Consider the following 14,455-nt stretch of genomic DNA (forward strand, 5'->3'; position numbering starts at 1 on the left):
TGAGTGCGATGACGCAACAAGCTTTCCTGGAGATTGCGCAGCGGCTGGCTTCCTTGCCCGCGGACAAGAAAAAAGTCTTTCGCCAGCGCCTGGCCGAGAAGGGCATCGATAGCTGGCGCCTGCCAATCGTTCCCGCCGTGCTTGGCGAAGGTGAGCATATGCCGTTGGCGCAGGCGCAGCGGCGCTTTCTGTCGGCGGAAGCCCTGAGCGGTCGTGCCCTTTACAATCTGTGCTCGGTACTGCGTTTCGACGGCCGCCTCGATGGCGAGCGTTTGCAGCAGGCCATGCAGCAGTTGACTGACCGTCATCAGATCCTGCGCACCCGTTACACCACCGACTCCCAAGGCCAGATGCAGCCCCATTGTGAGTCGCAACAAGTGCCGCTGCCATCCGTCGAACCGTTGACCCTGGCGGCTTCTGAATACGAGCAGTGGTGCGCCGATGAATATGCTCGCCAGCTCGCCGAGCCCTTCGATCTCGCTCAATCGGCGCCTTGGCGCTGGCAAGCCTTCAGCGACGCGCAAGAGCAATCGACCTGGTTGTTTTTCACCATTCACCATGTGGCCTACGATGCCTGGTCGGCTCAGCAACTGACCCTTGAACTGGCCGAGGCTTACCGGGCGCTGGCAATGAATGAGCCGGCCCGCCAACCCGAATTGAGTATCCAGTATGCCGATTACGCGGCTTGGGAACGCGAGTGGCTGGACAGCGAAAGCTGCCGGCAGCATATCGACTTCTGGCGCGGCCAACTGGCAGATGCGCCGGCGGCCTTGGCATTGCCCCTGGATCGGCCACGCCCTGCGCCCGCGCAACGCCGCCATAGCGGCGCGGTGCTTGCCCGGGAGCTTTCGCCGCAGCTGACGACGGCGGTAGAAGCCGCCATTCGTAGTCATGGGGTGACGCTGTACATTTACGGCCTGACGGCCTTCAGTTGCTTGCTGTCGCGCTACAGTAGCGAGAACGACCTGTGCCTGGGCACCTCGGCGGCACAACGTGATCGCCCAGAGTTGATGCCCTTGATAGGCCCGTTGCTCAATACCCTGGTGATCCGTCAGCGCCTGCATGGCAACCCGGACTTCGCCACCGCGCTGCTGCGCACCCGCGACACCGTCGCGGCCGCCTTCGATCATCAGTTGCTGCCTTTCGAAAATGTCCTCGAAAGCCTTGACCGTCCACGTTCGAACCCGCTGTTCCAGGTAATGTTCGTCCAGGTCGATTTACCCGAAAGCCGCACCCTGACATTGCCCGGTGTCGCGGTTGAAGTGCTCGACCCGCCGCAGCGTCATGCACGTTTCGACCTCACGCTGCGCCTGGTACGTACCGCTGACGCGCGCCTGCGCTGCGAGTTGGAATACAGCGACGAATTGTTCGACGCGGCCACGGTTGAGCAGATGCTGGATGACTTGCTGGCGATTTTCCAAGAGGCATCAAGCCATCCCCAGCGACGTCTGGCCGAACTGCAGCTGGTTTCGCCACCGAGTGAGCTGAGTGGCCCCGCGTTGGGCGCCATACCCTTGCCGCTGGATCAGCAAGTACTTCACTGGGCAACGCACACGCCGAACGCGGCAGCGTTGTGCAGCGCTGGGCAAACCGTCGACTATGCCACGCTCGGTGCCGCAACCGGCGCGCTGGCCGCGCGACTGGCCGGGCAGGGCATAGGCCCGGGCCAGGTGGTTGCACTGTGCATGCCCCGTTGCGCGGAACAACTGTTGGCGATGCTGGCCTGCTGGCAACGCGGTGCGGTGTGTCTGTTTCTTGACCCGGCACAGCCGCCACAGCGACTTGCGCAGTTGCTGCAGGACAGTGGCGCGAGGCTGTGGGTGACACTGGCCGAGGCCCCTGAAACGGACGTCGACATGGCGCGCCTGGTACTCAGTACCGCCGATTTGTCCGCGGTGGCCACCGAGGGGCTGGGCGAGAGCCTCAGTCAGCCGCACCTGCCTGCCTACCTCATTTATACCTCGGGTTCGACCGGTCAGCCCAAAGGTGTCCTGGTCACTCATGGCAACGTGGGACATTACGCGAGCGCGATCGGTCAACGCGTGCAAGCCAAGCCGGGTAGCCGCTGGGCGACGTTGGCGACCGTGGCCGCGGACCTGGGGCTGACCTGCGTGTTCGCCGGGCTGAATGCCGGCGATCCGCTGATTCTGCCGCCAGCGTCGTTGACCTTCGATCCGCCAGGCTGGGCTGACTTTCTCGACGAGCAGCCCGTGGATTGCCTGAAAATCGCGCCGTCGCATTTACGCGGGCTGTTGGCGCTGGACGATGCCCGACGCGTCTTGCCCAGGGATGTGTTGATCCTGGGCGGTGAGGGTTTCGATCAGGCCTTGTTTGCACGGGTGCGTGAATTGGCACCGCAACTGCGCATCTTCAACCATTACGGTCCTTCGGAGACCACGGTCGGCGTGATCTGCGGGGAAATCCAGACTCTCGACGCCCCTGACTCGGGTCTGTATCTGCCCTTGGGGCAGCCGTTATCGGATTGCCATTTGCGCATCGTAGACGGCAATGACGTATCGGTGCCGCTGGGTGTCGCCGGCGAGCTGCTGATCGCAGGCCCTCAGGTCGCCCAGGGCTACCTCGGTCAACCTGAGTTGACCGCCCAAGTATTTGGTTCCACTGCCCAGGGGCAACGCTTTTATCGCAGCGGCGACCGGGTTCGCCTGGATCGCAATGGGCAACTGGTGTTCCTGGGGCGTCAGGACGATCAGGTCAAGATCCGCGGTTTTCGCGTGGAACCGGGCGAAGTCAGCGCCTGGCTCACTGCTCAGCCCCAGGTTCGCGAAGGGGCGGTGCTGGCCTGCGAGGTGAAAGGGCGCACGCAACTGGTGGCGTATCTCAGCCCCGCCCTGGCAACCGAAGCGTTGGCGGCTCTGCAAGCCGAGGCCAAGCGTCAATTGCCGGAACACATGGTGCCCAGTCATTGGTGGGTGCTGGATACGTTGCCTCTGACGGCCAATGGCAAGCTGGATCGGCGGGCATTGCCTGAGCCGGCCGAGACCGAGTCGGCCGATGCATCCGACCGGCCACCGATCGGCGTCACGGAACAGCGCCTGGCGCAGCTGTGGTGTCAGATTCTCGATTGTGCGCACGTCGGACGCGACGATGATTTTTTCGCCCTCGGTGGCGATTCTATTCTCAGTCTGCAATTGATCGGCCTGGCCTCGCGCGAAGGACTCAAGTTGCAACCACGCGATGTCCTGCAGCATTCCACCTTGGCGACCATGGCCCTGTGCATCGATGGCCGGTTGAACCCCGTGTTGCTGACCGTCCTCACGGCTTTTCGCGAGTTGCTTGAGCAGCCTGGCCTGGGACCGGACGCCGACTTCTTTGCCGAAGGGGGGGATTCGATCCTCAGCCTGCAATTGATCGCGCGTCTGCGTCAGGCTGAACTGCGCCTGATGCCCCGGCAATTGCTGGAGAACCCCAGCGCCCGGCAACTGGCTGGGGTTCTGACCTCCTCAGCGTCGCCGGCGGTTGCACCGCAGCCGGCAACCGAAGCCTTGGCGCCGTCACGTGCACTGTCCCATGCCCAGCAACGGGTGTGGTTCATGCAACAACTCGATCCGGCTGCAACGGCTTACAACGTTACGCAATTGTTGGCCTTGCGCGGCGATCTGGACGTGCCGCGATTGCAGCGCGCTTGCCAGGTCCTTGTCTCGCGCCATGATGCATTGCGCTGCAGGTTTTTCGAAGAGCAAGGGCAAGTCTGGCAGCGCCTGGATGAGACGGCTGCTGCAATCTTCAATGTGCATGACCTCCAGGACCTGGATGAATCACAACAGGCAGTGGCCATTGCCGGGGCCGCCAAGCGGGTTTTTGACCTTGCGCAGGGGCCGTTGCTGGCAATCGATGTATTTTGTGTGGCGCCGGGTGACTATCGCTTGCTGTTCAATGTCCACCACATTGCCGTGGACGGCTGGTCCATGGGCTTGTTGGTCGAGGACTTTGCGCAGGTCTACCAGGACCGGGCCACGCCTGCGACTACCGGATTGTTGCCATTGATCGAAGCACAACGGCGAGGCCTGGAAGGGGAGCAGGGCAGCCAGTTGCTGGCCTACTGGCAACAACGCTTGCAAGGTCTGAGCAACGAACCGCTGGAGCTTCCCGACCACTGCACGCGACCGGCGCTGCAGGCATACGCCGGCGCCCGCAGTGAGCTGGCCTTGCCCGTTTCGTTGAGCGCGGCGGTCGAGGCCCGGGCCAGGGCACTGGGTGTCACGCCCTTTGTGCTGTATTTCGCCGCCTACCAGCTCCTGCTCTGGCGTCATGGTGGACGCAATGATTTCGCCATTGGCTTGCCAGTGGCAGGGCGCGAATCGGCCGAGAGCCAGGCATTGGTCGGTTTGTTCGTCAACACACTGGCGCACCGGGTGCAGATTGATCCCCGGCAAAGCCTGCAAGCCTTTATCCAGACCCTGAACGGGCAGTTGGCCGATGATTTGTCCCATCAGGCGCTGCCGTTCGAGCAACTGCTGGACATGCTGGATGTCGAGCGCAGCCTGGATCGCACGCCGGTGTTCCAGGCGATGTTCAACTACCAGGCCGACCATCGGGATTCGCGCCGCCTCAACTTGCCGGGCATCAGCGTGGAAACGCTGGCGTTGCCGGACGGCGTGGTGAGTGCCAAGTTCGACCTGACGTTCAATCTGTTCACCCAAGGCCGCGGGACTGATGCGCGTACCGGGTTGATTGTCGAATACGCGACTGCTCTGTTGCGCCCCGGTACCACCCAACGGCTGATGGAGGATTACCAGGGATTGCTCGCCAGCCTGGTCAGCCTCGATCTTCAGCAGCGCTTGCTGGAAATTCCCCTGGGTTCAGTCGCAACTTTGGCCGTGGCGGGCAAGTCCATGCATCTGCACAGCGAGGCCGATTTTGTCACGCGCTTTGAAGTACAGGCCGCCGTTCATCCTGAGCGTATCGCGGTGTGCTGCGCTGATCGCCGCTTGAGCTACGCGGCGCTGGATGCCCAGGCCAATCGCCTGGCCCATTGGCTGCTGGCGCAGGGTATAGGGCAGGAGTCGACGATTGCCTTCTGCCTGCCTCGGGACGAAAGACTGCTGGTGTGCCTGTTGGGGATCCAGAAGGCAGGTGCTTGCTACCTGCCGCTCGACCCAGCTCATCCACCGGCACGCCAGGCGCAGATTCTCACCCGCGCTCGACCGCAATTGCTGCTCTGCGACAAGCTGTTCGCGGACCTGCCCGAACACCTGCGCAGTTGCCTGTGGGCGGACCTGCCATTGGCTCGGTTCCCTGCACAAGCCCCGGCATTGGCGACGACGCTTGAACAGTTGGCCTACACGCTCTACACCTCCGGATCGACCGGGCAACCCAAGGGCGTGCAGATCAGTCGAGGGAATTTCGCCAACTTCCTGCTGGCCATGGAAGACGCGCTGCCACTGGAAAACGTGCAGCGTTATCTGGCCTTGACCACGGTGACCTTCGATATTTGCGGCCTGGAGCTGTGCCTGCCGCTGGTGCGCGGCGGCACCGTGGTATTGGCCGATGATGAAGAGCGACAGGACCCCATGTTGCTTGCGCGATTGATTCAGGACCAAGCCGTGGATCTCATCCAGGCTACACCGGCCACTTGGGCGATGTTGCTGCAAGGCGATCGCCAGGTGCTGGCCGGGCGTGTGGCCCTGGCCGGTGGTGAGGCGCTGGCGGCGGAAATGGCGACCGAGATCAGGCAATGCGTGGCTCACCTCGTCAACGTCTACGGCCCGACAGAAACCACGGTGTGGTCCACCCAGGCGCCGATCGGTGCCTTGCAGTTGCCCGTCGCACCCATTGGCCGGCCATTGCTCAATACCCGCTGCCACGTCCTTGATGAGCACTTGTGCGAAGTACCTCCCGGTTGTGTGGGCGAGCTTTACATTGCCGGTGATGGTCTGGCCCGCGGTTATGCCGGGCAGCCAGGGTTGACCGCCGAACGTTTCATTGCCGATCCGTTCAGCCGTGACGGTGGGCGTTTGTACCGCACCGGCGACCTGGCGCGCTGGCAGCCGGATGGGCAGCTGTATTACCTCGGTCGCACCGATGACCAGATCAAATTGCGTGGTTATCGTATCGAACTGGGAGAGATCGAGGCCGTGCTGCTCAGCCACCCCGAACTGCTGCAGGCGGTCGTGGCCGTGCAAGGCGAGCATCTGGCCGCCTTCTGGGTCGCCAATCCCGACAATCCACCCGACGCAGCCTCCATCCGTACCTACTTACAGGGGCGCTTGCCGGCCTACATGCTGCCGACGCATTTGCAGGCGCTGGAACAACTGCCCCTCAATACCAATGGCAAGGTGGATCGTAAACAGCTGCCACGCTTGCAGTTGGAAAACCGCGGCGAGGGGGACGTCCAGCGCCCGCTGACGGCCAGCGAGGCGTTGCTGGCCGAAGTCTGGGCAGCGGTGTTGAACCTGCAACAGATTCCTGCTGACGGTCATTTCTTCCAACTGGGCGGGCATTCTCTGATGGCGGCCCAGGTGCGTGCGCGCTTGCGGGAACAGGGCTTTGAAGTGCCTTTGCGCTGGCTGTTCGAAACGCCGGTACTGACGGACCTTGCGCAGCGCATCGAGGGTCTTGCGCAGCACCTGGATCTGGCTTCGTTGCAGATCCCTCAGGTCGATCGGCAGCTTGAGCAACCCTTGTCCTCGGCGCAGCAACGCGTCTGGTTGATGCAGCAGCTGGACCTGGCCGACAGCAGCTTCAACATGAGCAGCAATGTGCGCTTGCGCGGACAACTGGACCGTCATGCCCTGGAGCGTTCAGTGCACCGGCTGGTGGACCGTCATGCCATCTTGCGTACCACCTATCACCAGCGTAACGGCGAGTTGTACCAGCGGATTCACGGACAGATGTCGGTAGCGTTGCAAGTGATCGCCTCGAACGCCGCGCAGTGGCCGGTCGATGCCCGCGACATTGCGCTGCGACCGTTCGACCTCGCCAGCGAGGCACCGCTGCGGGCCGTCCTGTACCGCCTCGGTGAGCAGGAACATGTGCTGCAGTTGGTCATGCACCACATCGCCTCCGATGGCTGGTCCGGCGCTGTGCTGGTGGATGAACTGATCCAGGGTTATGAAGCGTACAGCACGGGCGCGCTGCCGCCCCAGAGCGAACTGGCGATCCAGTACGTCGACTATGCCGTATGGCAAGGTTCGGCGGCGGTACAGCTGCGTCAGCGTGAAGGCCTGGCGTTCTGGCGACAGACCCTGGCCGGCATTCCCGCGCAGGTGCCACTGCCGTTCGATTTTCCCCGTCCGGAGCGCGACAGCGGCACCGGGGCGGCCCTGGACTTCCAGTTGTCAGCGGCCACGGTTGGCCGGCTGAAGGCTTTCGCGCAGGACAGCGCAACGTCGCCGTTCATGGTGCTGCTGACGTGCTATGCCGCCGTGCTGCAGCGCGAAACGCAAGGCCGTGATCTGGTGATCGGAACGGACGTCGCCAACCGCGAGCATCCGGCCACTGAATCGCTGATCGGCTTTTTCGTCAATCTGCTGGCCTTGCGTATCCGCGTGCAACCGGAACTGAGTTTGCGTGAGCAAGCGCAGCAGGTCCGGGAGATTTGTCTGCAAGCATTCGCCTGGCAGGACACCCCGTTCGAGCGTGTCGTCGAGTGCCTGGAGCTGCCACGGGTGGCGAATGTCCACCCGTTGTTGCAGACGTTGTTTGTCCTCGACAACACGCCGCGCCAGCAACGCCAACTCGGCAATCTGCAGGTTGAACCACTGACGGGCGAGCAGCACCATTCCAAGTTCGACATGGCCCTGTTCGCCAGCGAAGACGGCGATGTGTTCAACCTGCGCTGGGTGTATCGCACCAGCCTGTTCCGCCCGGTCACGGTCGAACGCTTGCGTGATGCCTTCGAGTCCCTGCTGGACATGGCCCTCGGCGCACCGGACAACCCAATCGACACCCTGATTCCGACTCCAAAAGGAGCTGCTGCAATGTCCACGGACAATCCGCTGCAACGCAAAATGAGCAAATTGGGCAAGATGCGCCAGAGCGGATCGCCCGTTACCCGCGAGCCCTTTGAAGCCCGACCGTTGCGCGAAGGTTCGAAGTTCCCCCTGTTGATTCAACTGCGTGACCGCGAACTGGCACCGGCCATTTGGGCTGAGGCCAACCGTGAGAAGGTCGAAAGCTGGCTGCGCGAGCACGGTGGCATTCTCTTGCGTGGCTTTGATTTGCCGACGCCGGCGGCTTTCGAGGCTTTTTGCCAAGCCTTGTGCCCTCAGTTATATGGTCAGTACGGTGACCTGCCGAAGGAAGAGGGCGGCAAGAACATCTACAAGTCCACGCCCTATCCCAAGGATCGGATGATCCTGTTCCACAACGAGAGTGCTCATCAGCATCGCTGGCCGCGTCGCCAATGGTTCTACTGCCAGACGCCCGCCACTTCCGGTGGCGCGACCCCGATTGTCGACAGCCGCCAGGTTTACCGTGAACTGCCGGCCTGGCTGCAAGCGAACCTGCGTCGCAAGCAACTGATGTACGTGCGCAATTTCAGCACCAGCCTGGACGTCAGCTGGCAGCACTTTTTCCAGACCGAGGAGCGCGAGCAAGTCGAGCGGATCTGCCGTGAGAGCAACATCGATTTTGAGTGGCGCGGCGCCAACGATCTGCACACCCGTCAGGTTTGTCCTGCGGTGATCCTGCACCCGCTGACGGGAGAGGAGAGCTTCTTCAATCAGATCCAGCTCTATCACCCGGCCTTTCTCGATGCCGATGTGCGTGAGCAGTTCCTGCGCGACGGGACAACTGCGATGCCCAGACAAGTGTTCTACGGTGACGGTTCCGAGCTTGAGCCAAGTGCCATCGAGGCCATCAACGCTGCCTACGACCGTTGTGCCGTGCGCTTCGACTGGCAGCAGGGCGATGTGGTCATGCTCGATAACATGCTGGCTGCGCACGCCCGGGATCCGTTCGAAGGCGAGCGTAAAATTGTGGTGGCCATGGGTGAAATCTATGGTCGTGATCAGGTCATGGCTGCGCCGGCGCAGACCGAAGAGACACCCGCAGAGTTGAAACCATGATGGACCTTGGACTAACGCTTTCACCTCAACAAAAACAACTGGCCCAGGCCAATCCGCAGGCCTGGCGCTGGGTTCGGATGCAACTGTCGGGCGTGCCCGAGGCCACTGTCCAACAGCGACTGCGTGACGGCTTGCAGCAGCATCAAGCGTTGCGCTTGCGCTACCAGCGCCCGGTTGGCGCCACGGGACTGCGCCAGCGTGTGGTCGAGCCCCTCGACTTGCGCCTGAGCTGGCGTGAGGGACGTTCAGGTGACGGGCATGATGAGCAACAGTGGCTGCTTGAGGCCAAGGCGCATTGCCTTGCCGAACAACCCGATGTGTTGGCCTGGCTACTCGACGATTATCTGTTGTTGGCGGTCCCGGTTTATTCGCTGGATCAACGCAGCCTGATCCAGTTGCAGGAGCAATTGTTGGGACGTGCCGCGTCGTTTGACACTGAACCCATGCAGTACGGCGAATACGTCGAGTGGATCAATGGCCTGCAGTTGGACGAGGATGCCGAGCAAGGCACGCAGTTCTGGCGCAACCTGGCCTTGCAGGACGTACCGGGCATGCGCCTGATCGAGCGCTATGGCATCGCCAGCGGCAACCATGCCGTTGTTCGGCTAAGGCTTGCGCAGACATTGCCAGCGGCGTTGACGGCGCTGGCCGTGCGCGAAGGCGTGGCTGTCGAAGCGCTGGCCCTGGCCGCCTGGGGCTCATTGCTGGGCAGGCTCAATGGCCAGCAGCACGGCCAGTTGGGTCTGCAGCACGATCCTCGCGATGACTATGAAGAACTCTCGGGAGCCTATGGGCTGTTCGAGCAGACGCTGCCGATGGTGGTGCGGGTGTCCGAACACAGCACCTGGATCAACCTGGCCCGGCCATTGGCTCGGCAACTGGAAAACGCGGTGGCTTGGCAGGAATATGTCGGTCAGGCTCAGCTATTGCCCGAGTGGCGTGCCAGCTTTCAGACCGGGCTGCGTGTCGTGCATGCACCGCTGCTGGAGGGGCTGCAAGTCCTGTCCTTCGACACCCCGGTCGAACTGCAATTGCAACTGACGCTCGATGCCCAGGACAGTGGGGAACTGACACTGGCCTATGACCGTGGTCTGTACCGTGAAGAGCAGATGCAGGTCTTGCTCAAGCGCTTCGCCCATTGGCTCGAGCAATTGCTGCAGTCGCCCAATGGCCTCATCAACGGTGTCGATCCGCACTTGCCCGAGGAGTTGCTGGCGTTGCCGACGCGTCCCGCCCTGGCGCCGGATCTCGATATCGTCGCCACCGTGCGCGAGCACGCTCGGACACAACCGGATCGACCGGCGCTGCGCTATGCGGGGCAAATGTTCTCTTACGCCGAACTCGATGCCTTGAGCGATCGTGTTGCCGGCAGCCTGCGTCAGGCCGGTGTTGGCCATGAACACGTGGTCGGCCTGTATTTGCCCCGTGGGGCGCAGATGTTGATCGCGATGCTAGCCTGCTTCAAGATCGGTGCTGCGTACCTACCACTGGATCCCCAACAACCACCGCTGCGGCTGGCCGACATTATCGAGGATGCCCGACCGACCTTGTTGCTGTACGTAGAGGGGCTGCTGCCCGATACCTCGGTCGACACCCTGTGCTGGTCACAGGCATGCACGGGGCCGGTGTTCGATTCGCCGGTGCAGGGTTCGGCGCAAGACCTGGCCTACGTGCTCTATACCTCAGGCACCAGCGGCAAGCCCAAAGGTGTGCAAATCGAGCAAGGCCAATTGCGCCATTACGTCACGCAAGTGACCCGCGCGCTCCAGTTACCCGAGGCCGGGCATTATGGCCTGGTGTCTTCACTGCTCGCGGATCTGGGAAATACTGTGTTGTTTCCGGCCTGGTTGCAGGGCGGTTGTGTGCATGTGCTGGAGCAGTCCACCGTGACCGATGCCCGGGCGTTCGCCGAAGAGCTTCAGCGCTACCCGTTGGACGTGCTCAAAATCGTTCCTTCACACCTTGAAGCGCTGATGGGCGAGCACGCTCCCAACGGCATTCTTCCACGCCAGGTCCTGGTACTGGGCGGAGAGCCGCTCAGTGAGCATTTGCTGAGCCGTTTGGCCCAAGCGAAACCGGCCTGTCGCCTCTACAACCATTACGGACCGACAGAGACTACGGTTGGCGTGCTATGGCGTGCGATCGATGTCAGCCAGGGCGTGGGTGATAGCGCCTTGAATCAGGTATTGGGTGATAACCGCATCCACCTGCTCGACGACCAGCAACGCGCAGTGCCGTCAGGCCAGGCCGGGGAATTGTGCATCAGTGGCGCCAGTGTCGGGCGCGGTTATGTGGGTGGTGTCGGTGGCGGTGCCTTTGGTGTCGATCCACTCAGTGGCCACCGCCTGTATCGCACCGGTGATCTTGCTTTGCGCCAAGCCGATGGTGCCGTACGCATTCTGGGGCGCAATGATCAACAGGTGAAAATCCGTGGGTTTCGCCTGGAGTTGGCGGAAGTCGAACAGGCTTTGTTGGCCCAGCCGGGCGTGTTGCAGGCTGCGGTCTTGCTGGACGGCGAAGGCGACCATGGGCGCTTGCTGGCTTTCGTGGTCAAGGACGACGCCCTGTCGCAAACGACCGAGCAACTGTACGCCGCCCTGGCTCGCCAGCTACCGGACTACATGCTGCCCAGCGGTATCCTTGCACTCAAGACGCTGCCACTGAACAGCAATGGCAAGCTTGATCGCAAAAACCTGCTCGAACGCGCCAGGCAGCGTTTGCAGAACACTCGCGTGGCGCCCGTGGGCGAGCTCGAAACGGCCATTCTGGCGATTTGGTGCGAGGTGTTGGGTGTCGACGAGCTGGGGGTGACCGACAATTTCTTCAACGTCGGTGGGCACTCGCTGGCGGCGATCAAAGTGGTGTCGCTGATTCGCGAGCGCCTGTCTCTCGAATTGCCGACCAATCTGCTGTTCGAGCGGCATACCGTCCGTGACCTGGTTCATGGCCTGGGTAACGATCACAGCGGCGGCCCATGGCACGTCTTGAATGACGCGCATGAACATGCGCCGGCCCTGTTGCTGGTGCATGGCGCGCAAGGGCATCTGCAGGCGTATCAGCCGTTGGTAGAGAATCTAAACGGTAAAGCCGCTGTCTTTGGTCTGGCCGCCCTGGAAAAGGGCTGGGATGAGGACGACATGGACGTGCTGTTGCAGCAATATGTGGCGAGCATCCCTGTCCAGCTGAAACAGCGCCCGCTGGTGCTGCTGGGCTGGAGCCTGGCGTCGCGGCTGGCATTGATGCTGGTGCCCCATCTGCAAGCCCACGGCTTTAGCGTCGAAGGGCTTGTGGTGCTCGATCACGATGCGCAGCGCAGCCTGGCCGGCGAGGGCGACGAAGCCGGCCAGTTGATTGCCGATTTTGCTTTCTACTGCCGCACTCACGCCCAGCCAATCGGTGAGTCGCTGCGCGAACGTGTGACGGGCCTGTTGGCAGGTCTGGACTATGCCGAGGGCGTTGCCCGCTTGCTCAACGATGCCCAGGTGCGTGCGCATCTGCAATGGGGAGCCGCCGATGCTGATTTGCTCACGCTATTGGCGCAATATCGCTCGATCAAGATGCGCTTGTATGAGCAAGCCTTGCCCACCGTTGATGTGCCGCTGTGGCTCTGGCGCGGCAATGCCCATGCCGACTTGCGTGCTCAGTGGCAAGCGCATACCCACCAAGCTGTTCGCCAGTGGACGCTGGACGTGGGGCATCACGAGATGCTCGCAGAGCCTCGATTGGTCGAAAGCCTGTTGCCTTTACTGTTGCAAACCTCTGCCAAGGTGGTGTCTGTCTCATGATGTTATTGAAAGAACTGCTGCACGACGCTCGATGGCGCATTCTGCTGGCGATTCTGAGCAGCGCCTTGAGCGCGGCAACCAGTATCGGCCTGATCGGGTATATCAACCGCAGCCTGGAGCATGGGCTCGATGATATCGGCCGGGGCTTGTTGCTGTTCGGTGGTCTGCTGATCCTATTGTTCATCAGCGGTGTCACGTCGCAATGGCTGCTGGTGCAGATCGGGCATCGCCTGGTTTACCAATTGCGCCTGCGGCTGGTGGGAAAGGTGTTGGGCACAGCACTCGAACGCATCGAGCGGCTGGGCAGCCCGCGTATCTACAACGCGCTGACCAAGGACGTGACCACCGTCGCCACGGCGTTCAAGCAACTGCCGATTTCCTTGTACAACGGCTTGCTGTTGTTGGCGGGGCTCGCCTACATGGCCTGGTTGAGCATGCCGTTCTTTTTCCTGACCCTGGGGGTGATTGCCCTTGGGGTCGGTCTTGACGTGCTGCTGGGGCGCAAGGTCAAGACCCTGATGCAGGCCGTGCGGCAGCAGGATGACCAGTTGACCGAGCAGTTCGAGGCCGCCATCCAGGGGCGTTGCGAGTTGGGCCTGAGCCGGGAACGCCGGCACCTGCTCTACGAACACAAGCTCGAACCCATCGCGCGGGCCTCGCTGGAGGCGTCGGTACGTGCCGACACCTTGTGGGCGGTGAACCTGAACTGGACGACACTGCTGGTGTTCGTACTGATCGGTACGCTGTTCTTTCTCGGCCAGGGGCTGGGGTTGCTCAGTCAGCAGGTTGTGGTGGGTTACGTGCTGGCAATCATGTTTCTGCGCACGCCGATCTCGATGATCCTGGATGCCATTCCTGCGGTCATTCGCGGCCATGTTGCCTTGCAGGCCATCGATGCCCTGGCGTTGGGTGAGACGGTGCAGTTCAAGACCCCTGCACAAGCGGCGCAACCCTTCGGTGAGTTGCGCCTGTCAAACGTGCATTACCGCTATCCCGGGCAAAGTGACGAATTTGCGTTTGAGTTGGGGCCGATCGACCTGTCGATTCGTCGCGGCGAGTTGATTTTCATTGTCGGTGGCAATGGCAGTGGCAAGTCGACCCTGGCCAAGCTCCTGACGGGGCTCTACGTTCCCACCTCTGGGCAGGTTTCGCTGAACGGCGTGGTGCTCGATACCCGCACCAGCGAGTGGCACCGGGAGCATTTCGCCGCCATTTTTGCCGACTTCTATCTGTTCGCCGATGTGCTGGGCGAAGCCGGCAATCATGAGGGGCTTGAGGCCCGGGTGGATCATTACTTGGACCGCCTTGGGTTGGCCCATAAAGTCGAGTTCGCTGCCGGGCGCCTGTCGACCACGGCCCTGTCCCAGGGCCAGCGCAAGCGCCTGGCACTGTTACTGCTGATGATGGAGGGCAGGGAGGTGTTCCTGCTGGACGAATGGGCGGCGGATCAGGACCCGGTGTTCCGCCACGTGTTCTACAACGAACTGCTGCCCGAGCTGAAGGCGGCCGGCAAGACGGTGATTGCAATCACCCATGACGACCGCTATTTCGATGTTGCCGACCGGGTCTATCGTCTCGACTACGGCCATCTCGTGGACTACGACCGAGCGACAGAGAACCCTTTTCAACTGGCGAAATAGG

The 14,455-nt window shown here is 62.1% G+C and carries 3 protein-coding genes; all 3 read left to right on the top strand.

What is annotated here, in order from left to right:
• Positions 1 to 8 precede the first annotated feature (8 nt).
• Genes BLT00_RS02765 through BLT00_RS02775 form a run of 3 tightly spaced genes read left to right on the top strand, consistent with a single transcriptional unit; the run spans position 9 to position 14,454 of the window.
• Complete coding sequence (locus BLT00_RS02765; protein ID WP_158265793.1) at positions 9 to 9,029, top strand: non-ribosomal peptide synthetase; 9,021 nt, start codon at positions 9 to 11, stop codon at positions 9,027 to 9,029.
• On the top strand, positions 9,029 to 12,814 hold the full coding sequence (locus tag BLT00_RS02770) for a non-ribosomal peptide synthetase (protein WP_256572646.1): 3,786 nt from the start codon (positions 9,029 to 9,031) through the stop codon (positions 12,812 to 12,814). The genes BLT00_RS02765 and BLT00_RS02770 overlap by 1 nt, the downstream gene beginning before the upstream one ends.
• Complete coding sequence (locus tag BLT00_RS02775; RefSeq protein WP_092142017.1) at positions 12,811 to 14,454, top strand: cyclic peptide export ABC transporter; 1,644 nt, start codon at positions 12,811 to 12,813, stop codon at positions 14,452 to 14,454. The genes BLT00_RS02770 and BLT00_RS02775 overlap by 4 nt, the downstream gene beginning before the upstream one ends.
• Position 14,455 lies beyond the last annotated feature (1 nt).

The organism is Pseudomonas sp. NFACC51 (assembly GCF_900103575.1).
Taxonomy (GTDB): Bacteria; Pseudomonadota; Gammaproteobacteria; order Pseudomonadales; family Pseudomonadaceae; genus Aquipseudomonas; species Aquipseudomonas fluorescens_Q.